Annotated in this window: 23 protein-coding genes; 5 read left to right on the plus strand and 18 right to left on the minus strand. The window is 68.5% G+C overall.

Translation table 11 applies throughout. The features are described 5' to 3' along the window. Positions 1–6 precede the first annotated feature (6 nt). Both C4U03_RS41135 and C4U03_RS41140 read right to left on the minus strand, forming a co-directional pair. Positions 7–162, minus strand: a complete 156-nt coding sequence (locus C4U03_RS41135) for a hypothetical protein (protein ID WP_200827249.1) — start codon at positions 160–162, stop codon at positions 7–9. A gap of 30 nt (positions 163–192) precedes the next feature. Further along, positions 193–339: a hypothetical protein gene (locus C4U03_RS41140; protein ID WP_200827250.1), complete on the minus strand. Its 147-nt coding sequence runs from the start codon at positions 337–339 to the stop codon at positions 193–195. Between the two features lie 186 nt (positions 340–525). Here C4U03_RS41140 and C4U03_RS15615 point away from each other — a divergent pair, with 186 nt between their 5' ends. Beyond that, on the plus strand, positions 526–981 hold the full coding sequence (locus C4U03_RS15615; RefSeq protein ID WP_103938457.1) for a helix-turn-helix domain-containing protein: 456 nt from the start codon (positions 526–528) through the stop codon (positions 979–981). Positions 982–1259: 278 nt separating this feature from the next. On the opposite strand, the gene C4U03_RS40435 is transcribed toward C4U03_RS15615, so the two are convergent. Next, positions 1260–1415: a hypothetical protein gene (locus tag C4U03_RS40435; RefSeq protein WP_160147001.1), complete on the minus strand. Its 156-nt coding sequence runs from the start codon at positions 1413–1415 to the stop codon at positions 1260–1262. Between the two features lie 122 nt (positions 1416–1537). Between C4U03_RS40435 and C4U03_RS15625 the strand changes: the two genes are divergently transcribed. Beyond that, positions 1538–2700, plus strand: a protein-coding gene (locus tag C4U03_RS15625; protein WP_407701430.1) for an IS3 family transposase whose coding sequence is annotated in 2 segments (ribosomal slippage) — positions 1538–1826 and positions 1826–2700 — 1164 coding nt in all. Because the reading frame shifts where the segments join, the coding sequence is not laid out codon by codon here. A gap of 1015 nt (positions 2701–3715) precedes the next feature. Here the strand turns inward: C4U03_RS15625 and C4U03_RS15630 are convergent. Together C4U03_RS15630 and C4U03_RS15635 are read right to left on the minus strand one after the other, a co-directional pair. After that, positions 3716–4147 carry a DUF6228 family protein gene (locus C4U03_RS15630; RefSeq protein WP_103938460.1) on the minus strand — a complete coding sequence of 144 codons (432 nt, stop codon included), beginning with the start codon at positions 4145–4147 and terminating at the stop codon, positions 3716–3718. 134 nt (positions 4148–4281) lie between these two features. After that, on the minus strand, positions 4282–5079 hold the full coding sequence (locus C4U03_RS15635) for a class I SAM-dependent methyltransferase (RefSeq protein WP_103938461.1): 798 nt from the start codon (positions 5077–5079) through the stop codon (positions 4282–4284). 343 nt (positions 5080–5422) lie between these two features. Between C4U03_RS15635 and C4U03_RS15640 the strand changes: the two genes are divergently transcribed. The 3 genes from C4U03_RS15640 (at position 5423) to C4U03_RS15650 (ending at position 6841) form a co-directional block, all read left to right on the plus strand. Beyond that, entirely contained in the window at positions 5423–5932 is a 510-nt protein-coding gene (locus C4U03_RS15640; protein WP_103938462.1) for a hypothetical protein, read from the plus strand. Between the two features lie 21 nt (positions 5933–5953). Next, the gene (locus C4U03_RS15645; protein ID WP_103938463.1) at positions 5954–6448 is read left to right on the plus strand and encodes a C40 family peptidase; all 495 of its coding nucleotides are present in this window, start codon (positions 5954–5956) and stop codon (positions 6446–6448) included. Positions 6449–6634: 186 nt separating this feature from the next. Continuing rightward, the gene (locus C4U03_RS15650) at positions 6635–6841 is read left to right on the plus strand and encodes a hypothetical protein (protein WP_103938464.1); all 207 of its coding nucleotides are present in this window, start codon (positions 6635–6637) and stop codon (positions 6839–6841) included. Positions 6842–6896: 55 nt separating this feature from the next. Here C4U03_RS15650 and C4U03_RS15655 read toward each other — a convergent pair whose 3' ends face one another. The 13 genes from C4U03_RS15655 to C4U03_RS15715 form a co-directional block, all read right to left on the minus strand. Further along, the gene (locus C4U03_RS15655) at positions 6897–8531 is read right to left on the minus strand and encodes a thiamine pyrophosphate-binding protein (RefSeq protein WP_103938465.1); all 1635 of its coding nucleotides are present in this window, start codon (positions 8529–8531) and stop codon (positions 6897–6899) included. Continuing rightward, the gene (locus C4U03_RS15660; protein ID WP_103938466.1) at positions 8528–9496 is read right to left on the minus strand and encodes an acyl-CoA dehydrogenase family protein; all 969 of its coding nucleotides are present in this window, start codon (positions 9494–9496) and stop codon (positions 8528–8530) included. Before C4U03_RS15660 ends, C4U03_RS15655 begins: the two co-directional genes overlap by 4 nt. 11 nt (positions 9497–9507) lie before the next feature. Beyond that, positions 9508–10665, minus strand: a complete 1158-nt coding sequence (locus C4U03_RS15665; protein WP_103938467.1) for an acyl-CoA dehydrogenase family protein — start codon at positions 10663–10665, stop codon at positions 9508–9510. Beyond that, positions 10652–11767 carry an acyl-CoA dehydrogenase family protein gene (locus C4U03_RS15670; RefSeq protein WP_160147003.1) on the minus strand — a complete coding sequence of 372 codons (1116 nt, stop codon included), beginning with the start codon at positions 11765–11767 and terminating at the stop codon, positions 10652–10654. Before C4U03_RS15670 ends, C4U03_RS15665 begins: the two co-directional genes overlap by 14 nt. Further along, a complete protein-coding gene (locus C4U03_RS15675) occupies positions 11764–12963 on the minus strand; it encodes an acyl-CoA dehydrogenase family protein (RefSeq protein WP_200827251.1) in 1200 nt (399 codons plus the stop codon). Before C4U03_RS15675 ends, C4U03_RS15670 begins: the two co-directional genes overlap by 4 nt. Continuing rightward, positions 12950–13741 (minus strand): SDR family oxidoreductase, encoded by a 792-nt coding sequence (locus C4U03_RS15680; protein ID WP_103938470.1) that lies wholly within the window; start codon positions 13739–13741, stop codon positions 12950–12952. Before C4U03_RS15680 ends, C4U03_RS15675 begins: the two co-directional genes overlap by 14 nt. A gap of 3 nt (positions 13742–13744) precedes the next feature. Continuing rightward, positions 13745–15346, minus strand: coding sequence for an AMP-binding protein (locus C4U03_RS15685; RefSeq protein ID WP_103938471.1), 1602 nt, complete (start codon positions 15344–15346; stop codon positions 13745–13747). Then, entirely contained in the window at positions 15343–16173 is an 831-nt protein-coding gene (locus C4U03_RS15690) for an ABC transporter ATP-binding protein (RefSeq protein ID WP_146087399.1), read from the minus strand. The genes C4U03_RS15685 and C4U03_RS15690 overlap by 4 nt, the downstream gene beginning before the upstream one ends. A gap of 4 nt (positions 16174–16177) precedes the next feature. After that, positions 16178–16918 (minus strand): ABC transporter ATP-binding protein, encoded by a 741-nt coding sequence (locus C4U03_RS15695; protein WP_103938473.1) that lies wholly within the window; start codon positions 16916–16918, stop codon positions 16178–16180. Next, positions 16915–17892: a branched-chain amino acid ABC transporter permease gene (locus C4U03_RS15700; RefSeq protein ID WP_160147004.1), complete on the minus strand. Its 978-nt coding sequence runs from the start codon at positions 17890–17892 to the stop codon at positions 16915–16917. Before C4U03_RS15700 ends, C4U03_RS15695 begins: the two co-directional genes overlap by 4 nt. Before the next feature lie 80 nt (positions 17893–17972). Then, positions 17973–18842: a branched-chain amino acid ABC transporter permease gene (locus C4U03_RS15705; protein ID WP_103938475.1), complete on the minus strand. Its 870-nt coding sequence runs from the start codon at positions 18840–18842 to the stop codon at positions 17973–17975. Between the two features lie 34 nt (positions 18843–18876). Next, positions 18877–20076: an ABC transporter substrate-binding protein gene (locus C4U03_RS15710; protein ID WP_103938476.1), complete on the minus strand. Its 1200-nt coding sequence runs from the start codon at positions 20074–20076 to the stop codon at positions 18877–18879. After that, positions 20073–20873, minus strand: a complete 801-nt coding sequence (locus C4U03_RS15715) for an enoyl-CoA hydratase/isomerase family protein (protein WP_103938477.1) — start codon at positions 20871–20873, stop codon at positions 20073–20075. The genes C4U03_RS15710 and C4U03_RS15715 overlap by 4 nt, the downstream gene beginning before the upstream one ends. Positions 20874–20932: the final 59 nt, after the last annotated feature.

Here is a 20932-nt window from a genome sequence, read left to right on the forward strand (position 1 = left end):
GTCCGCTCAGGCCGCCGCGCTGAAGACCGTGTTGACCATCGGGATCGCGATCGCGGTGACCACGACCCCGGCCAGCGACCAGATCAGCGCCCGTTTGCCCTTGTCGGCGCTGTCGGGACGGTTGGTCAGGGTTCCCACGGCGAGCAGGCCGCCGGAGACCACCGCACAGATCGCACACGCCGTCAGGGCGCCTCACTTGGCGTAGCTGAGCAGCAGGCTGATCCCCTTGGACCCGTTCGTCGGGTCGGCCGGCGCGGGGTTGTCGATGGGATCGGCCAGCAGCCTGACCAGCCCGGCCGCGCCCGAGGCGACGTCATGGACGCACAGCAGAAGGGACATGCACGGCTCCTTGAAGGGGCGGGTCCTGGAGAGGTGGATCCGCCCGGGTCGCAAGAGGTGGACCGCCACGTGTTCGCAGCGGTAGAGGCGACCTGCTCATTTGCCACAGCAAACGTCAAGGTTCTGTAATGGCGAGTTGCCATTGCTACAGCAGATTGGGCATTCTGGCCGGGAGAGGCGACCCCGATGACGACCACACCGCGGCAGCCCGCCGCCCCCGCCCCGGATCCAGACCCCGGCCCGATCGCCCGGCGTCTGGATCACCTGTTCCGCACCGTCCATCCACGCGACCGCGGCCCGTACACGCACAAGGAAGCGGCCGAGGCGATCAACGCCGCGGCCGGCGAACAGGTGATCTCACCCGCCTACCTGTGGCAACTACGCAAGGGCACCCGCACCGAGCCCGGCCACAAACGCCTGGTGGCCATCGCGAAGTTCTTCGGCGTCGACGTCACCTACTTCACCGACGACCAGACCGCCGCGCACGCCGCCTCGATCGTCGCGCCCCCTCGATCGCCTCCAGCGCGGCCGCGGGCACGCCGGACGCCCGGCGGGCCCTGGTCGGGTATCCGGTCGGCGACCGCGCGGTACCCGGCGATCAGGTCGGCCCGTGAGCAGCAACCGAACGGTGGACGGCGGTAACTCCGCCCGAACTGGCTCGCCATCGCCGTTGGCCGTTCGGTTGTTGGTCAAGGGCCGACTAACCGGCTAGTGGACGGTGAACCTGTCGGATGAAGGCCGGCGTCCCGGCCGCTGGATGTGGCCGACTCGATCGTTGACTACGGTGAACGTAGACGCCCTACAGGCCGTTGGGTGACATCCAGGACCCCGGCTTTGAGGAACAGCGGTACAGCCGACGTCTACCGCGTTGTCGAACGCGCCTCAGCGCTATCGACCCAGAGACGATGCAGGTCGGTGCGCTACTTCACGCCCCAACGCGTGAGACGACCGTAGCCGGGCCGGTAGATCGTACGCGTGACCGGGTAACGAGCCTTCTTAACCGCATACCACGCTTCCTCGGCCCCGCGCAGCCGCCACCAGCGCCAGAACTCGACATCCTCATAACTGTTCTTCATCTCAAAGCACAGTCCGTACTCCAGGCCATCTCTGCACACATAGACCTTGGCTGGTCTTCCCCCCGTTGTTCGGACACCTGACCTGAGGTGACCGTCGGATCACCGAGGGGAAGGAGTCGTTCGTGCCTGCACCTCACCCGCCGGAGTTCCGGCAACGCGCCGTTGAGCTGGCCCGCCAAGGCGGCAAGCCGATCTCGTTGATCGCCAAGAGCCTGGGGATCAGCGAGTCGTGCCTGCGGAACTGGATGGCCCAGGCCGACGCCGATGACAACGGCGGCCCAGGGCGGCTGACCACGGCGGAAAGGAAGGAACTGGCCCGGCTGCGGCGTAAGACGCGGCAGCTGGAGATGGAGAACGAGATCCTCAAGCGGGCGGCCGCTTACTTCGCCCGAGAGAACGTGCTCCCAAAATAAAGTACTCGCTGGTGCATGAACTCGCCGCCGACGGTATCCCGGTTGCGATCGCCTGCCGAGTGTTGGGCGTTTCCCGGTCGGGATACCACGACTGGGCCGGCCGGCCCGTCTCCGCCCGTGAGCAACGCAATCAGGAGCTGACCAAATTGATCAAAGAGATTCATGAGGAGTCCCGGGGCAGCTATGGCGCGCCCCGCGTCCACGCCGAGTTACGGCTCGGCCTGGGCGAGCATGTCAACCGCAAGCGGGTCGAGCGGCTCATGCGCATCGCCGGCCTGCAGGGGCTGCCCCGCCGCAAGGGACACCGCAACCTCGCAGGCCAGGCCACCGCAGAGGACCTGCTGCACCGTGACTTCACCGCCACCGCTGCGGACCGGCTGTGGCTGACCGACATCACCGAGCACCCCACCACCGAGGGGAAACTGTACTGCGCGGCCATCCTGGACGCCTACTCCCGGCGCATCATCGGCTGGTCCATCGACAAACGCCAGACCAGCGAACTCGTCGTCGCCGCCCTGGCCATGGCCGTGGCCCGCAGGAACCCGCACAACGGGTCCACGATCCTGCACTCAGATCACGGTGCCCAATACACATCTCTGGCGTTCGGGAAACGCCTCCGCGCCGCCGGGCTGCTCGGCTCCATGGGCACCATCGGAGACTGCTACGACAACGCCATGATGGAAGCGTTCTGGGCAACGATGCAACGCGAACTCCTTGACGCCAAGTCCTGGGAGACCCGCGATGAACTCGCCACCGCCATGTTTGAATGGATGGAGTGCTGGTACAACCCGCATAGGCGCCATTCCAGCATCGGAATGCACAGCCCCATCACCTACGAAGGGCTCTACGAACCGCCCGACACCATCACCTGACCCCACACCACCGGTGTCCGAGCAACGGGGGAACCCCGGGCCACTTCATCCCGCGGAATCGGATAGTCGCCTTTCCGGCTCCGGAGCCACACCTCGCCCTCACCCACGACGAGCCAGCAATACCTGAACCAGGCATACCTGAGCCAGGAAGACCCGTACTCCGCCATCCTGCTCTTGGGCAAGGCCACAAAGGCCGAACCTCGCCACGTGCGGACCACCGCAAAACCTCCTCGGCCTTGCCCTCCAGTCTGCCGCAGTCAAGCATTCGACGCCACGGGTGATCGACGCACAGTCCAAGAGGGCGCCGGTATCTCTTGCGCCTGCCGACAGCCACTGGCCGAGCAGGTAGAGCACGTGCGGGCACCAGCGCTTGCCGAGGATCGCGAACACGGCCAAGGCCTGGTCGGGCATCGTCAACGCAGCCGACGCGCAGACTGACGCACCCGGTCCGCTCTCACCGAAGCCTGCCGTGACGTCGATGTGATCGCTCAGTTCCTTAACACCCGGCTGTACTGAGCTCGCAAGCGCCGCCGACATCGGCACGTATTCGGCACAGACGGCCGTACGTTGCCATAGACAGCCGTAGACCGTCGCACACGGACAAGACAGCGCTCTACCGCGTTCCCGCAGGTAGGGCACTATTAGCGCTGCTCTGGAGAGTGCGCCCGGCAGGATTCGAACCTGCGGCACACGGTTTGGGAACACCCCAAAGCCCACCCCGGTGACCTGCGGACACACGCCGCAGCAACCAGCCGTACCCGTGCCCTACCCGTCCGAGGGGTTACCTCGCGGCCCTTGACCCCAGACAGCGGACGTCGTCGGCGATCGCTCGGGGCCGGCTCGAAGAGATCGCACGCCGGGCCGCCGACAACGTCCGTCCAGTTGGCGGTGTGGGCCACGTTCGGGAGAAGGACGCCAGCCTGGCGCGGGCCTGCGCGGTGGGCGCGGTGCCGCAGAGGACACCGGCAGTGGTCACCTACAGCAGCGGCAGACCATGATCAAGATGTCGAGACGTTCATGGGTGGAGGAAGCGCTCGGCGGTGTCCGCGAGCCGGCGCAGCTCCTCACCGGCTTCCAGGGACAGGACGATCCGGGCTGACCATCCGCCAGGGTCGTGAGGACAGTCGCGCAGGGTAACTGCGATCGACACGTACGCCCGACCGTCGTGGCCGGCCTCGAGTGTCATCTCGCCGTCCATCGACGTCCAGGAACGGACGCCCGGCCAGCCCCGCCAGTCCTTTGCCAGCCCGAGCAGGAAGTCCTGCAAGTTCTCTGGGGTCCGGCCCTCGAAGGTCGCATGCCCGCTGGCCGTGAGCCCCTCATCGCTGAGCTCGACGAGCATGGTGTGGACGTAGCCCTCGCCGTAGGGGTCGATCGGCCTGTGCACGACCCAGCGTGGCGTCGAGCCGCTCGAGGGGATGACGAAACGGTCCTCCTCATCGATCACCGGGCCATCCTCCCATTCCGTTATCGGACCAGCCCTGGCCGCCTGAGGAGACCAGCCCCGCTCTTCGCTCCACCGGCGCCGTGGCCGTTCCAGCCGAGCCGGACGTCCGCACCGAACCGCAGTCTCTCCAAACGTCATTGGCGGCGGCCGATGGTCAGGACGGCGGACCAGTGGCGGGTGAGTCGCCGGTCCGGGCGGGTGGCGAGGCGGTGGCGTATCTCGCGGTGGAGGCGTTCGCGTTTGGCGGGGGCCATGGCGATGTGGCCGGAGAAGGTGTCCAGCAGGGCAAGGTATTCGTCGGCGGTGTAGCGCAGGGCCCACACGTAGCGGCGTGTGCCGACGACGGTGAAGCGTCCGGAGGTCTCGAACTCGGTGGCGGTGGGGTCGGGCCGCTCCTGTGGGGGTGGCGGTGGCCAGGGGCCGCCGTCGCCTTCGCCGAGCTCGTCGTAGACCTGCTGGATCTCGGTGAAGAACGGGTCGAAGCCGGCGGGGAAGGCGTGCCCGGCGTTCCATACCGCCAGGTGGCCGCCTTGCGGGAGGAGGGCGGCGGCCTTGGCGTACTTGACCTGCGGGTCCACCCATTTCCAGGCGGTGGCCGCATAGACGAGGTCGAACAGGACGCCGGCCGGTGGCTGCCAGTCCTCGAACGAGGAGGTGATGACCGAGACGTCGGGGAAGCCGGCCAGGTGGCGGCGGGCCTGCGCCGCCAGGGCGTCACCGAGTTCGATCGCGGTGATCTGGAAGCCTCTGCGGGCCAGTGGCAGCGTGGCCTTCCCCGGGCCGCAGCCCACTTCGAGCAGGTGCGCGGGGGGTGCGATCCCCGTGATCGCGAGCAGGTCGCCATACAGCTCGGCCGGATAGTCGGGACGCGCGTTCTGGTAGAGGGCGGCGGCTGCGTCGAAGGCGGCTCGCAGCCGACGGTCACCGGACATGCTCCCCATCTCCCCATGGTGCACGGCGGGACGGCAGCCCTCTCATCGTCGGCCCGGCCATCGGACATCACCACCCCCCTTTGATCCGCCGGCTCTGCGGGCGCTCCCGGCCGAGCCGGGCATCCCTACCGATACGACAGCAAACTCAGCACCCGCAAAGCACCGCCGACGTTTGCTGTAGCTGGCGAGCACTCTCCGTGACCGTAGAGTCGCATCCCATTCGGCGTTTGCTACAGCAAAGCACAGTGGCGTCCGCAGTCTTCCCACCCGTCAGTGTCTCCGGCACCATTCCAGGACCTCGCATGCACATGATCATTCTCGTCGCCGTCCCTCGTCCGGCCGCATGAGCCCGCCCAGCAGCCTGCTCGGGGTCGTGGCGGCCGGGGCCGTCGCGCCGATCACGCTGGCGGTCGGGATCGGGCTGGGTACGGCGTCCGGCTCCGAGAACACTCAGGTGCCGGGCACCGATCCCTCCTGTCTGGGCACCACGGGCGCCGGCATGGACGCCGGCCAGGGGAAGATCAACGAGGCCCAGGCGCGCAACGCGCAGACGATCTACCAGGTCGCCACCGCCGCCAAGCTGCCCGCACGAGCCGCAGTGATCGCGATCGCCACGGCCATGCAGAAGCCGCGGCTGGTCAACCACACCACCACCGACCACGACAGCCTGGGGTTGTTCCAGCAGCGCCCCTCCCAGGGCTGGGGAACCCCGGCCCAGGTCACCGACCCCGCCCACGCCGCCAAACGGTTCTATGCCCGCCTGGTCGAAGTCCCCCGCTGGCAGAACATCCCGCTGACCCGCGCCGCTCAAGCCGTGCAGCGCTCCGCATACCCGGACGCCTATGCCCGCTGAGAGCCGTTCGCCACCGCGCTCGTGGCCGCCCTCCAGGCCAAGGCCGCCACCTGCCCTCCCCCGGTCCCCTCCGGCGGCCTCGGCGGCCGGATCCTCTTCCACGCGCAGCGGTGGGTGGGCACCCCGTACCAGTACGGAGGTGGCAACGAGAACGGGCCCACCGTCGGCTTTGACTCCAACGGCAGCGGCCGACCCGGCTGGGACTGCAGCGGGCTGACCCTGCACGCGGTCCACCAGGCCACCGGCGGCCGAGTGAAACTGGCCCGGGTGGCCGCCGCCCAGTTCAACGACCGCCGCTTCCCACGCATCCCCTACGACCAGCTCCAACCGGGCGACCTAGTGTTCTGGGCCGGCTCCCACGGCACCGCCACCGCCCCCGGCCACGTAGGCATCTACGCGGGCGACCAGCGGTTCCTGCACGCCCCGCAGACCGGCGACAAGGTCCGCTTCGCATCCATGGCCCCGGGCACCCATCGGCACCGCACCTTCCTGGCAGGCCTCCGCATCACCTACTGAACCTTTCAACACATGGCCCAGGGTCGGCCAGTTCCCTCAGGTCAAGCGGCGGTCGTGAGGCCGTCGCCGCGGGGGTGGAGACCCAGGGAGTGAGAACGGTCCCATCCCTTGGACCTGACCGATGAGCGGTGGGCGAACAGATCATGACGGTGTTACGCCGCCGGCCGCTCGCCCGATCCGCCGGCGGTGCCGGACTCCCAGCGCGTCAAGGGAGCCGGCACCGTCGGCGCCGGCTCCCGGGGCCATGGCGACCACGAGCGGATCAACAGCCGCAGACGGTTCGTCGTCACCGGCACTCTCGGGCGGCCGATCGCGGTGGTGGTCCGTCCGCCCGGCGAGCAGGACCTCACCCTCTGGAACACCTCCGATGATCGCCTGTCGAACGCTCACTGAACGTGACAAGGCGTCATCTCCGTCACCACCGGAAGAACGACAGAGCCGGACTCTTTCAGACAGTCCCCGTGGCGCCTGGTGGGTGACGGTCGAAGGACATCGCGATTCGGTTCGGGTCGAGTTTGACGTCGACCATGAGAGGAAGCCGCGCTTCGTGGATCATCTGGGTCACGGTGTCGAGGTCGCCTGGTTTCTTGACTTCGACGCCGTGGCCGCCGAGCGCGCGTCCGATCGGGGCGAAGTCCGGCCATTCGAAGTACGACATGGTCGGAGCGACGCCGCGTCGGGTCATCTGGTGGTGTTCGGCGCCATAGCATCCGTCGTTCATCACGAAGACGGCGAGTTTGCTTCGGTTGCGGACGGCGGTGGTGAACTCGGACAGTCCCCCGAGCATCAGGCCGCCGTCCCCGGTCACCAGAACAGACAGGCGTTCCGGGTCCGCGAAGGAGGCTCCCAGCGCGAGGCCCACGCCGAGCCCGATGGAACCCATGCTCATCGTGTGCACATAGTCGTGCGGAGTCGCCACTGACAGCCGCCGGACCGACTCGAAGAACATCCGGCCGCCGTCAACGGTGAGCAGACGGTCGGGAGGCAGAACCCGGTCGAGGGTGTCCAGTGTCCGGAGGAAGTCCACGGTGTTCGGACGGCCTTCCCCCATGGGGCGGTGGGGCTTCGGGGACGGGACTTCGTTCGCAAGGTCCCAGGGCTCCTGGTCTTCGGTGAAGCCCAGGTCTTCGAGATGCCTGAGGAGGAGCGGCACCGTGGTGTCGACGCTTCCGTGGACGAAGGATTCCGCCCTGGCGTGTTCCGATCGGTCGTCGATCTGCAGGAGGTGTTTGCCGTGCAGTCCGGCGCCCTGCGAGGTGGTGTAGGAATTCAGGCTCGCACCGACCGAGATAATGGTGTCCGCGGCGTCGAAGTACGCGTTCGCGCGGCTGGTGGCCAGTCCACCGAAGATGCCCAGGTCCGCCGGATCACCGGTGAAGAGGTCCTTCGCCCGCAACGTGGTGGCGACGCGGGCACCTACGCGGTGGGCGAGTTCGAGCAAGGATTCGCGGTCGTTGGGTGCTATGGCCCCGCGTCCGGCGAGGAGAACCGGGCGCTGTGCCCGCGCGAGCACGTTCGCGGCCCTCGCGACGGCGGCCTCATCCGGGGTGACCTGTGCAGGCGGCCTGAGGGGGGTGATCCGGGGGAGGGGGCCTTGCCGGTTCATGAGATCGCTCGGGACGCCGAGGACCACCGGGCCGGGAGTACGGGCGGCACGTCCGAAGGCCAGGGACAGGACGTGGCCGGCTTCCGCCAGGTCGTCGATGCGCAGGTACTCCGCTCCCGTTGACCGCGCGATCTGTCCGGTGGGGACGTGCTGAACGTTGTCGGTGTCCCATTGCGGGGTCTCTCCGGTGAGCAGTACCAGGGGGTGGTGCGACCGCGCCGCGTCCGCCAGCGCCGTGACGGTGTTGGTGATGGCGCCCTGGGTGATGGTGGCGATGCCGACGCGGCCGGACACGCTGGCGTAACCGGCCGCCATGAGTACCGCGCCGCCCTCGTGCGTGGCCGCGACGTACAGGCCGCCCAGTCTCGCGAAGGAGTCGACGAGGAAGAGGTTCGAGTCGCCCGCGACTCCGAAGACCGGCACGTTCCGGGCTAGGAGCGCCTCTGCGAGTCCCTCGTGGAAGGTGCTTTCGTTCACCGCGCCTCTCCGGTCGTGAGGGCCGCTCGATGGGCGTGTTCGGGGGCGTACAGGCCTTCGAACCCGCGTTCTTCGATGGCGGCGCGGAGGTGGCCAAGGGTCGTGGTCATGTCGGTCGGGAGTCTCAGTGCGGGCTGCGCATGACGCGCGAGGACCGAGATGTCGTACTCGTCCGCCAGCCCGGCGGCACCATGGAACTGCTGGGACATGCGCAGGACGTTGCGAACCACCCGTTGTGCCTCATGCTTGGCGGCGAGCGCGTCCGGCAGCGCGTCCGACGATCCGGTGAAGATCTGCCACAGGGCGAAGCGGCACAGGAGCGCCAGGCCTTCGAGGCCGACCGAGAGATCGGCCACGCTGTGACGGATCACCTGGAAGCCACTGAGGGGCCGGCCGAACTGTTCTCGTTCGCGTGTGTGCTTGATGGCCAGTTCGAGAGCCTGTTGGCCTGTTCCAAGCAGCTGGAACGCGCTGAGGGCCAGGGCGAGCTGGACGTCCTGTGGTGAGGCGGGTTCGTCGTCGAGCCGCGTCAGGCCGACTTTCATGGCGAACGGCGACAGGTTCGAACCGGTGCGTTGCACGACCCTGGCCTCGTAGACGTCACCGGACAGGGTCGCGGCCCGCCAGAGCGGTGCGGCCGCCGCATGGTCGATGATCGGGCATTCGTCCGAGACGAGCGCGAACGGCTTGTCGGCCGGGTCTCTCAAGATGATGCCCACGACGGGGCACGGGGCGGCTTGTGCCCCGGCCACGCGGCAGAGCTCGGCCGCCGCGGCCGCCGAGTCGAGGTCGTCGCGCGGGTCGATGTCGTACATGCCTACCTGCGACAACGCTTTCAGTGCGAGGTCGGCCGCTGCGTAGTCGGCTTCGGCGTCCCGCGCCAGGCCGATGCCACCGGCGCGCTGGAGCGCGCTGTCGACGCTTCGGCCGAAGTCGAGGATCGGTTCGGGCATTGTGGTGCGCATCGGCTCGCCGCCTACCTTCCGAGCAGTTCGCGCGAGACGATTTCGCGCTGGATCTCGATGGTTCCCGAGGCGACGGTGGCCGCCTGGGCGTATCTCCAGTGGTCCTCGAACGCACCGTGGAGCGGCGCCTCACCGGCCGGGCCGAGCAGCGACCGGCCGCCGAGGAGTTCGGCGAGGACCTCGGCCACCATCTGGTCGCAGGTCGTCGAGGCGATTCGCGCCTGGCTGGCCTGGCGATCGACACGGTCGCTGAGCTGCTGCTCCTCCACGGTCCGGTAGGCGAGGAGCCGTGCCACCCGGGTCTGGACGAGCGCGTCGGCCCACCGGTCGCGCAGTGACTCCGGCAGACCGGCCCATTCCTCACCGATGCTCGACCGGGCGGACCAGAGGAGACGCTCACAACGCGCATAGCGCGCGATGCCGATGCGCTCGTGGGCGAGTGCGTGCCGGATCACCGCCCAGCCCTCGTTCACGGCTCCGAGCACCTCGTCGTCGGTGGCGTGAACGGAGTCGAAGAAGCACTCGTTGAGGTGGTGCGGGCCGAGCATCGAGCGGATCGGCCGGACGGTGATGCCGGGCCGGTCCATCGGGACCAGGAACAACGAGATGCCGCGGTGGCGACTGTCCTTGTCACCCGTTCGGGCGGCCAGCACGCACCAGGCGGCCATGCCCGCGTACGACGTCCAGATCTTCTGACCGCTTATTTTCCAGCCGCCCTCGATCCGGACGGCGCGCGTCTGCAGCGATGCAAGGTCCGAGCCGCTTTCCGGTTCGCTGAAGCCCTGGCACCAGATCGTTTCGCCGGCGGCGATCGGCGGCAGGTGCCTGTTCTTCTGTTCCGCGGTGCCGTACGCCATGATCGCCGGACCGACCCAGTTCAGGCCCATGTATTGCGCCCCGCGGGGTTCGTGGTGGGCCCACATCTCCTCGCGGACGACCGTCTGCTCCCACACGCTTCCGTCGGCACCGCCGTACTCGCGAGGCCATGCGAGGGTGAGAAGCCCCTCCCGGGCCAGGGTGCGGGAGAACTTCTGGGTGGTCGCGAGGTCCTTCGGGTCGTCGGTGAAGGCCCCGAGGAATCCTTCGGGGAGGTGCTCGCCGACCATCTCCCGGAGCCGGACGCGAAGCGCCGCCGCGCTGTCACCCATGCTGAAGTCAAGCTTGGTCATTGCTTCCTTCCCTGGATCCGAGCCGGTCGACGGCCGTGGCGCCCTCCGGGAGTTTCGGGAGTGCCGCCGTCAGGCTCGCGCCGACGGCCCTGCGGGCTTCGTCGGCGGGTGTCCCGAGTGCCTGGTTGAGCTTCGCGCGGCGGAGCAGCAGGTGGCAGGGGTGCTCCCAGGTGTAACCGACCGCTCCGTGGCTTTGCAGCGCCGAGCGGGTGACCTCGGCGGCGGCTTCGCAGGCGGCGGCCTTCGCCCGCAGACACCTCTCCGCCGCACCCGAGCCGAACCGGGTGACCGCCTCTTCCAGGAGCACTTCGGCGCATTGCACGTGGACGAACATGTCCACGCTGCGGTGCTTGACGGCCTGGAAGGACCCGATCGGAGCACCGAACTGCTCACGCACCTTCGCGTAAGCCAACGTGAGGTCGAGTGCGGCCTTCGCGACTCCCAGGCTGTCGAGCGCCAAGCTCAGGTTCACGCGTTCCTTCAGCTCCGCGACCAGCGCTACGGCCTCATCGTCCCGAGCCAGCACCTGAGTCTGCGCAACGGGCATGGCGTCCGCCGACCAATGCGCGAACGCCCGGGTCGGATCGGAGGAGGAGACCTGCTCAAGGCGGGTGCGTTCGGCGTGGACCGGTACGAGGAGGACCACCGGCCGCCCCTCGTGGTCGGCCGGCGTCAGGAGCCGGGCGTCGGGCGCGCCGCCGAGTACCCAGGGGACGCTCCCTGTCATCTCCAGTTGATCACCTTCGCCGTCCAGTACCGGGGCGTCCGCATCCCGTCGCCACACCGGCGCGGTCCAGGAGACCGCGAATCGGTCCGAGCCGATGCCTCCCTGCGCGACGGTGCTCAGCATGGGGCCGACAGTCAGATTGGTGACCAGCTCTCCGGGCCCGAGGACGGAGCCCAGCTGTTCGAGGACGGTCGCCGTGAACGTGAAGCCGTCCGCATCCTCTTCCAGGTCTCCCCAGCCGAGCTCCTCGGCCAGTGAGAGGAGGCGGCCAGGCACGGGTGGCAGGGACCGCTGCGAACCGTACTCCGGGAGGGGCGGCCAAGCGTCGGCGAGTACCTGCTGGACGACCTCCTGCAGGGCCTCCCTGTCGCTCATCGCGTACCTCCGCGCGGCAGGCCCAGCACCCGTTCTCCGACCACGTTGCGCAGCACGTCGTTGGCCCCTCCACCGATCGTCCACTCCCATGACCCCAGGTAGTCGGCGAACCAGTGGCCGCTCTGCCACGTGCCCGTCCAGCTCGTCCCGTCGACGTGCCCGTCGAGCCCGGCCAGCGACAGCCCGGCATCGGAGATGTCCTGCAGGAGTTCGCTGTACACGAGCTTGAGGATCGAGGCGGCGGCGACGTCGGCTCCTTCCACGGACGCGTCGAGAACGCGCGCGACGAGCAGCCGGAACGCTTCGACCCGTTCGGAGTAGCGGCCGAGGATCCGCAGACCTTCCTCGCGGCTACCGGGTGCCAGACCGGCGACGAGCCGGACGAGGTGCTGCATGCCGGTGGCCATCTCCTCGGAGCGTTCGAGCATCGTCAAGCCGCGCTCTTCGCTGAGGGTCGCGTTGGCGATCCGCCAGCCCTCGTTCTCGGCGCCGACCCGCGATTCTTCGGGGACGAAGACGTCGTTGCAGAAGATCTCGCAGAACTCCTCCTGGCCACTTGCGTTGCGGATGGGGCGCACTTCGACGCCCGGTGACGCGAGGTCGAGCAGGAAGTACGAGATTCCGGCGCGGCCCGGCCCCCCGGTACGGGCGAGCAGAAGACACATGTCGGCATGCGCGGCTCCGGTGGACCATGTTTTGTGACCGGTGACCCGGTAGCCGCCCTCGGCCGGAACCGCCCGGCACCGCAGCGACGCAAGGTCGGAGCCGGCCTCGGGTTCGGAGAAGCCCTGGCACCAGCGCCGACCGGTTCGGATGGCGGGGAGGTGGGTCTCACGCTGCTCGGGTGTGCCCGCCACGATCAAGGTCGCGGCGGCGTGGTACAGGGCGACGAAGTGCAGGTCCAGGCGTGGTGCCCCACCACGGATGAGTTCACGCGCGATGACGAGCTGCTCGGCTCGCGACCGGCCACCGCCCCAGGCGGCGGGCCAGTGCGGATACGCATAACCCTGCTCGGCCAGCCGCAGGAACCACTCTCGCTGGAGGTCAGCGCGTGCCTGTGGGTCGGCGGCGGCCATCCGGGCCGCCCAGCCTGTGGCGTCCCGTACCGCGCACCATTTCCGGACCTCTTGAGCGAGGTCGTCGAGCCCGGTCTCGGTCTCCCCCGCGACCTCTTGACCGGTGTCATGGAGTGACACGGATGGTTCCTCCGTCCACCAGCAGGGCGCTGCCCGCGATCCAGGACGCGCGTTCGGAGCACAGGAAGGCGATGGCATCGGCCACCTCCGCCGGCTCACCGGTCCGTCCCGCCGCGATGGGCTGCAGTTCGAGCATGCGGCGTTCCACGTCCTCGGGTGTGACCCCGAGCCGCTCAGCCTGCTCCTCATAGCCCGCCAACACGCCCTCGGTCCGGGTCAGGCCGGGTAGGACACAGTTGGTGAGGACCCCATGCTTGGCGTACCCGAGCGCCAGCGACTTCGCGGCGTGCAGAAGGGCCGCCTTGGCGGCACCGTACGCGGCGAATCTGGGGTCGGCCTCGCGGCCGGCCGTCGAGCCGACGAAGACGATGCGGCCCCATTTCCTCTCCCGCATCGCCGGCACGCACCGCATGGCGAGGGCGACCGCGCTCAGCACGTTCAGTTCATAGAGTTCGATCCACTGGTCCCAGCTGAAGTCACGCAGTGGGCCGTGGCCTCCGCCCGCTGTGCACACGGCGATGTCGACCTGTCCGTAAGCCGAGATCGCGGCCTCGTAGATACCGTCGATGTCCTCGGCGCGGGCGGCGTCGGCGACGTGCCCGACCGCTTCCACACCATCGTCCCGGAGACGTCCGACCGCGGCCTCCAGATCGGTCTCCCCGCGTGCGCTGAGCACCAGCCTGGCTCCGGCGCGGCCGAGTTCGGTCGCCGCCGCCAGGCCGATGCCCTTGCTGCCACCGGTCACGATGGCAACGCGGTCCTTGATGTTGAGATCCACTGCTCATTCACCAGCTTTCCTGTGCATTGCTCCGCCTGGTTTCGGTGCTCGGCCGGCGGTGGCCGCGGCACGGTCGATGACCTCGCCGTCGAGTCCGGTGGCGCGCAGCATCCCCTTCTCGACCTTCTGCGTGGGCGTACGCGGCAGAGCGGGCAGCACTCTGACGAACCGTGGAACGGCATACCGGGGGAGGCGGTGTTCCACCGCGGCGACGACGGCGGCCCCGTCGGCATCCGGTCGCAGGACCATGGCCGCCATCACCTCGTCCTCCTCGGCGTCCGCCGGGCGCACGGCGTATACGGCGCACTCCACGACGTCCGGGTGGGACAGGAGCACCGACTCGATCTCCCAGGCCGAGATGTTCTCGCCCTTGCGCCGGATCGCGTCTTTGAGACGGTCGGCGAAGAAGAGGTCGCCGTCCTCGCTGAGCCAGCCCGCGTCTCCGGTGTGAAACCACAGGTCCCGTGTTGCGGCGACGGTGTCGGCGTCGCGGCCTAGGTAACCGCGCATGAAGATGTTCGAGCGCTTCGGGCGCAACCGGATCTGGCCGACCTCGCCGGGCGCGGCGGGCTCACCGTCGGACCGGACGACCTGCACGTGGAACAGGTCGCTCTCCCTGCCGGCGGACCCGACCGGAGACCGGTCGACCGACCGGTTGACAGTGGCCATCGGCGCCTCGGTCAGGCCGTAGACCTCGGTGATCGAGACTCCGAACCGGCTCTCGAACGGCGCCCACACCTCGCGCGGCGCACCCGCACCCCACGCCAGCCGTACCGAATGGTCGCGCGCCTCCCGGTCGTCGAGATCCTGGGAAGTCTTGAGGATCATTCCCAGCACCGAGCCGAGGTAGTTGAACGCCGTGACCCGCCCGGCGCGGCAGATGTCCCAGAAACGCGAACTGCTGAACTGGCGGTCGAGCTGGAAACCCGCCCCCGATGCCAGGGCGGCGCCCACTCCCGTGTACCGAGCGTTCTGGTGATAGAGCGGAAAGAAGTTCAGGAGCGTGTCCTCGCTCCCGTAGCCGTTCAGTCGCGCGACCGCACGGGCGAGCTCGACACACGACTCCTGGGAGTGGTGAACCCCCTTGGACGGTCCTGTCGTCCCCGACGTGTAGAGGACCACTCCGCTGGACGTCTTGGAGCACCACCGCCCGAACTCGGCGCTCTCGCCCCGAGAGCCGGCCGCGAGCCCGATGACCGGCCGGTCACCGTCATGCTCGGGGACATCGCCGGCGACGAGCACGTGACGGACCGATGTCCCCGGCAGGCTCTCGGTCAGGGTCCCCAAGAGCTCGGCGTCGCAGAACACGACTTCCACGCCGGAGTCCCGCAGGAGATAACCGAGCAGGTCGCCCCGGTAGTTGGTGTTGAGAGGCACCTCCAGACAGCCGACCATGGCCGAGCCGAACCACACCGCGAGCGCCTCGGTACCGGTGTTCATGAACGTCGCGACGTGAGAGGTGTGGTCCACGCCCAGGGAGCGCAGCTGCTCGGCCACTGCGCAGGCCTGCCCGACCACCATCTCCGCCGCCACGTCCTCGCCGTTGACGCGGAGTCGTGCACCAGTGGCGAGCCAACTGTCGAGCATTTTTGCGAACGGATTCATGCGCGCGGCACATCCTCGGCTGATTCGTCGTCGTCACGGCCGATATAGGCGTCGATCACCTCCGGTGAGTTCAGGACGACGTCGGGCTCACCGACGGCCAGGACCGCGCCCGCGGCGAGGACGACCACGTTGGAGCACAGCTGGTTGATGACCCGCATGTCGTGCTCGACGATCACCAGGGTCGGGCCGTCCTGGACACGGAGCCCGGAGAGGACCTCAACGACCTCCTCCTTCTCCGAGCGCGACAAACCGGCCATGGGCTCGTCCAGCAAGATGCATCGGGGCTCACTGACGAGCGCGCGGGCCAGGTCGACCCTCTTCTGCACTCCATAGGGCAGTTCCTTGGTCGTCTGCTCCGCGTAGCGCAGCAGTCCGACCCGCTCGAGCGCGTGCATCGCACGTTCCCGTGCCTCCCGCTCCGCACGGCGAGCCCTGGGCAGGGACAGTCCTGCCGCGACCATGCCGATGCGGACGGCGAGGTGGTCGCCGACCATCACGTTCTCGACCGCGGTGAGCTCCATCACGAGCTGCGCACCCTGGTAGGACCGGCTGATCCCCATCGCGGCGAGCCGATGTGGTCTGATCCCCGTGCTGCGTTCCTCGTACAGGTAGACCTCGCCCGAGGTGGCCGGCACCAGTCCGCTGACGCAGTTGAGCAATGTCGTCTTGCCCGCCCCGTTGGGACCGATGAGGCCGGACGTCGCGCCCACCGCGAACGAGACGGTCGCCGCGCGCACGGCGTGCGTCCCGCCGAGCCGAACATCGAGTTTCTCGGTACGGACGGCCGCCGGTCCCCCGGCCGCAGGTGCTGTGCCGTTCTCCGCCACCGGCTCAGACCTCCAATCCCAGATAGGTGCGCCGGACCTGCTCGCTCTCGAGCACCTCCCGCGCCGGGCCGCTGAGCGCGAAGGTCCCCGACACCATGACGTGGGCGCGGTCCGCGATCGCGCGTGCCGCCCGCACGTTCTGCTCCACGATCAGCAACGTCATGCCCTTGGCCGCGACCAGGGAGTGAAGCGAGTCGAACACCTTCCTGACGGCGATCGGTGAAAGCCCGAGCGACGCCTCGTCCACCATGAGCAGGCGAGGTTTGAGCAGGAGAGCACGGGCGATTCCGAGTAGCTGGCGCTCCCCGCCGCTGAGTTGTCCCGCGGGCAGGTCCATCCGCTCCCTGATGAAGGGGAACAGCGAGACGACTTCGTCCAGCAGTTCCCGTCGGGAACCGCGGTCGCCCGTCATGGGGGCCGCACGCAGGTTCTCCCCGACCGTCAGCGTCCGGAAGACCTTGTTCTCCTCGGGCACGAGGACGACGCCGTGCCCGACCATCGTGCGCGGCGGACGCCCGGTGACGTCGGCACCACCGATCAGCACCTTTCCGCTCCGGACACGGCCACGCTCGCTTGCGGCGAACCCGCCGATGCCGCGCAGCAGCGAGGTCTTGCCCGCCCCGTTCGCACCGAGCACGAGGCAGACCTCGCCGTCGTGCACGTCGAGGTCGACCTGGTCGACCGCGACGCTGCCGCCGCCGTAGGACACCGTCAGGCCACGGACCTGGAGAAGTGGCTCGTTCACCGCTTCGCGCTCTCGCGCCGGCCCGGTAGGAACATCGTGGACAGGGCGCGGGCCAGTCCCGCGATCCCGTCAGGACGCCAGATCAGGAAGACCACCACCAGGGTTCCGTACATGATCAGTTGGAAGTCGCCCAGGTTCTGCTGCAGAAACCCGGCCGCGTACATATCGGGCGGGAGCAGCGCGATCAGCCTCGACAGGATGGTGGGCAGGAGGATGACGAAGGCCGCTCCGGCGATCGCGCCGCCCGCCGATCCCATCCCGCCGATGATCACCATGGCGATGTACTGGATGGCCAGCTCCAGGGTGAAGCTCTCGATGTAGACCGTCTGCTGGGAGTAGGCCAGGAAGGCACCGGACATCGAGATGAGCGCCGAGGAGATGATGAAGGCGGACAGTTTGTAGGTCGAAAGGGAGATGCCCTGGCTGGCCGCCGCGAGCGGGGTGTCGCGGATGAGCATCCAGGCCCGTCCGTACTTGCTCCTCTTCAGGTTCTGCACCATCCACCAGGTGAACAGCACCACGATGGCGAGGAGCACATACCATTTGAAGGTCGTGTCGATCGCCAGGCCGCCGATCGTGGCGATGGGGAGGAAGAATCCCGCGGAACCGACGGCCTGCGTCTGGTACTCGTTGAACGCGAAGACCACGATGAAGTGAAGAGCGAGCGTTGCGATCGCCAGGTAGATTCCGGTCACGCGCAGGGCGGGCAGGCCCGCGAGCAGGCCGACCAATCCACCGGCCAGCACCGTGCCCACGACCACCACGGGGAAGGGCAGCCCCATTTCGGCTCCGCCCATCGCCGCGCCGTACGCGCCGAGCGCGAGAAGCGCGGCATTGCCCGCCGTCACCAGCCCGACGAAACCCATGACCACCGTGAGGGCCAGCGCGCCCAGCGCGGCGATCAGAGCCGAGTTCACCAGGGACAACTGGTAGTCCTGAAGGACGAGCGGCAGCACGCACACCAGCAGGGCCACCGCACCCGGGCCGGCGAAGCGTCGCAACGGCGCCTGAGCCGGTCGCTCGCGGGTGCCTTTCACCAACTGTTCCGTGGCCGTCATACGCGTTCCACCTGCTTTTCCCCGAACAGTCCCTGGGGCCGGATCAGCAGCACGACGAGGATGACGACCCACGCCGCGACATCCTGGGCCGAGCCACCGAATAGCTTCACTCCGAAGGTCTCGGCAAGCCCGATGATCAACGCGCCGGGGATGACGCCCTTGATGCTGGTGAGTCCGCCGACGAGGGCCGGTGCGATGCCGCGCAGGCCCAGGGCGTCGACCCCGTGGAAGCTCAGCGTCGTCTGGTAGGCGTACATGATCCCGGCGATCGCCGCGGCGGTGAGCGCGATCGCCCATCCGAGCACGTAGACCCAGTCCACGGCTATGCCTCCCTGGGAGGCGAGCACCGAGTTCTCCGCAGCGGCACGCATGCGGATCCCGGTGGTCGAGTACCGGAAGAACGCGTGCGCGGCGGCGAACACGACGAGCGCCGCCACCAGCCCGAAGATGCCGTAGAGGGTGGTCGAGACACCGTCGAGGAGTTCCACGACACGACCTTCGACCGGCTCGCGCATCACCCGAGCCTCGGTGCCCCACGTGAGCGAGCTGAGGCCCTTGAGCGCACTGGCCAGCCCGAGGGTCGCGACGACCAGGGCGAACTCGGGCTGGCCCGCGAGCTTCCGGAAGATCAGCCAGTGGGTGACCGCGCCGAGCGCCACCACGGTGGCGAGGGTGCCCAGCACCACCACCGGCCAGGGCAGGCCCCAGCTGGTGGCGTACTGGTTGAAGATGAACGCGCCGAGCGCGAGTTGCGCCCCCGTCGCCAGGTTCAGGATCCCGTTGGTGCGCCGGAGCAGCACCCACGCGAAGCCGACCAGCGCGTAGATCGCGGAGAGCACCAGGGCTCCCACAAGCAGGCTCAGCATGGCCGCCGCGTCCTTCTCTCGTACTGGTCCCGGATCACTCGAACGCCTTGATCCAGTCGGTCAGCGGCTTGGCCGTGTCACCAGCCTTGTCCCAGGTGAAGAATCGGACGGTGCTGACCATTTCGTGGCTTTCGGGACCTACGGTGAGGGGACCGGACAGCCCGTTGGTGTCGATCTCGCCCAGACCTTCCAGGGCGTCCCGGAACTTCTCACCGGACGGGCAGTCCTGTCCGCACTTCTTCAGGGTCTGCTCGATCAGGGAGCCTGCGACCCAGCCCTGCGTGAAGTACGGGTTCGTCATGCTCTCGGCTTCGCCCGCCTTGGTGGCCGCCTCCTTCATCGCGTCCACCGCCGGGTTGTTCTTCTCGGTGGGGCTGGCGTAGGTGCGGAACGCGATGTAGTTCTCGCCGAGCTGTTTGAGCGTCGCGTCCGCGGACCCCGCCCACTGGTTGATCACCGGCACGGTGACGCCCTGTGCCCGCAGGCCGCGGACGGCGACGAGCGAGCCCGCGTCGTTGTGACTCAGCAGCACGTAGTCCGGGTCGCTCGCCTTGATCTCGGCCGCCTGTGCCGTCACGTCGGTCGGGGCGACCGGCATGTACTGGGTGGTGGTGTGCGTCCAGCCGCGGGACTTGATGTTCTTGACGGCGAGTTCGACCATGTCCCTGTTGGATGGAGTGTCGACGGAGAAGACCGCCACGCGCGGCTTCTCGATGCCGTCCCCCTCCGTCCGGGTGGCGATGTAGTTGAGGATCGCCGACTCCAGGCGCTCGGCCCGCAACTCGTAGGAGAAGAAGTAGGACTTGACCGGCTCGAACAGCTTGCCGGGCCCGCCCAGCCCGACGATCGGGGTCTTCCGGGACTCCGCGACCGGCAGGCCCGCGAGACTCAGGTTCGACAGAATGAAGCCGAAGATCGCCAGGCGCTTCTCGGAGGAGAACTGCTGGATGTTCACCCGGCCCTTCGCGACGTCGGAGCCGTCGTCGAGGATCTTCAGATCGACCTTCCGGCCGTTGACGCCACCGCGTTTGTTCAGGTCGGAGACATAGGCGCGCAGGCCGGCCGCCGCGGGCTTGCCGTTGAAGGCGATGGCGCCCGAGAGGTCCATGGACATGCCGATCTTGTAGGGGTCGTCCGACGCCCCGCCGGCCCCGCCGCCACCGCATCCGGCGATCGCCGTCACCATCGCCATGCCGGCCGTGACGGCCGCCCATCTGCTGCGTTCGCGCTTCACTGCTGGTTCCCTTCGGGTGCTTGGGCCGCAGGCGCCGCGTTGGGCTTGTCCCGCGATCCGAACTGCTGGAGATGAAGCCGGACCTCCTCCCTCAGGAGGGAGTCGTAGGCGTCGCTCATGGACGGCAGGGGCATCGCTTCGTTGAAGATCGACTTGAGCTTCGCGATCGCCGTCATCGACGAGCCGCGCAGCTGGTCGAGGATGTCGGCCGTCCGGCGGCCCAGGTCCTCGGCGTCGGTGGCGAGCTCGGACAGCAGACCGTTCCGCCATGCCTCCTGGGCGGTGAACGGGGCGCCGGTGTACGTCCAGCGCCGCAGGATCGCCGGAGCGACGCGGTCTCGCAGGAGTCGCGGGAGGTGCCCGTCGACGATGCCGACCCGCGCCTCCGGGATGGCGAACTTGGAGGACTCGGTCGCGATCCGCAGGTCGCACATCAGCGCGAGGGTGAGGCCACCGCCCATGCACAGGCCGTCGATGACGGCGATCGTGGGCTTCGGCAGCTGGCGCACCGCCTCGAAGGGAAGGTGGTCCTCGTAACCGAGGATGGTGGCCGGGTTCGGGCCGGTGAGCATGGCCCGCATCTCCTTGAGGTCACCGCCCACGGCGAAGGATCCGCCCGAGCCGGTGATCACTAGGACGTCGATGGCCGGATCGGTCCGAGCGGCGCGGGCGACGTCCCGCACGGCGGCGTACATCGCGCGACTGAGCGCGTTCTTGGCTTCCGGCCGGTCGAGGGTCAACCACCCGACCCGCTCGCGGACCTCGAACCGCACCGAGGGAGGAAGGTCTAGGGGCACGACATTTCTCCTATATTGTGACGTCCGTTACACGGATCTAAGCAATCTTTAAGCAGATA

It is taken from the genome of Thermomonospora echinospora, from assembly GCF_900108175.1.
Taxonomy (GTDB): domain Bacteria; phylum Actinomycetota; class Actinomycetes; order Streptosporangiales; family Streptosporangiaceae; genus Thermomonospora; species Thermomonospora echinospora.

Excerpts from the sequence above, each read along its gene's own strand:
- C4U03_RS15665 (WP_103938467.1), bottom strand. The coding sequence starts at position 10,665 with ATGACCAAGCTTGACTTCAGCATGGGTGACAGCGCGGCGGCGCTTCGC.
- C4U03_RS15660 (WP_103938466.1), bottom strand. The coding sequence starts at position 9,496 with ATGCGCACCACAATGCCCGAACCGATCCTCGACTTCGGCCGAAGCGTC.
- C4U03_RS15635 (WP_103938461.1), bottom strand. The coding sequence starts at position 5,079 with ATGTCCGGTGACCGTCGGCTGCGAGCCGCCTTCGACGCAGCCGCCGCC.
- C4U03_RS15615 (WP_103938457.1), top strand. The coding sequence starts at position 526 with ATGACGACCACACCGCGGCAGCCCGCCGCCCCCGCCCCGGATCCAGAC.
- C4U03_RS15705 (WP_103938475.1), bottom strand. The coding sequence starts at position 18,842 with ATGCTGAGCCTGCTTGTGGGAGCCCTGGTGCTCTCCGCGATCTACGCG.
- C4U03_RS15670 (WP_160147003.1), bottom strand. The coding sequence starts at position 11,767 with ATGAGCGACAGGGAGGCCCTGCAGGAGGTCGTCCAGCAGGTACTCGCC.
- C4U03_RS41140 (WP_200827250.1), bottom strand. The coding sequence starts at position 339 with ATGTCCCTTCTGCTGTGCGTCCATGACGTCGCCTCGGGCGCGGCCGGG.
- C4U03_RS15685 (WP_103938471.1), bottom strand. The coding sequence starts at position 15,346 with ATGAATCCGTTCGCAAAAATGCTCGACAGTTGGCTCGCCACTGGTGCA.
- C4U03_RS40435 (WP_160147001.1), bottom strand. The coding sequence starts at position 1,415 with ATGAAGAACAGTTATGAGGATGTCGAGTTCTGGCGCTGGTGGCGGCTG.
- C4U03_RS15640 (WP_103938462.1), top strand. The coding sequence starts at position 5,423 with ATGAGCCCGCCCAGCAGCCTGCTCGGGGTCGTGGCGGCCGGGGCCGTC.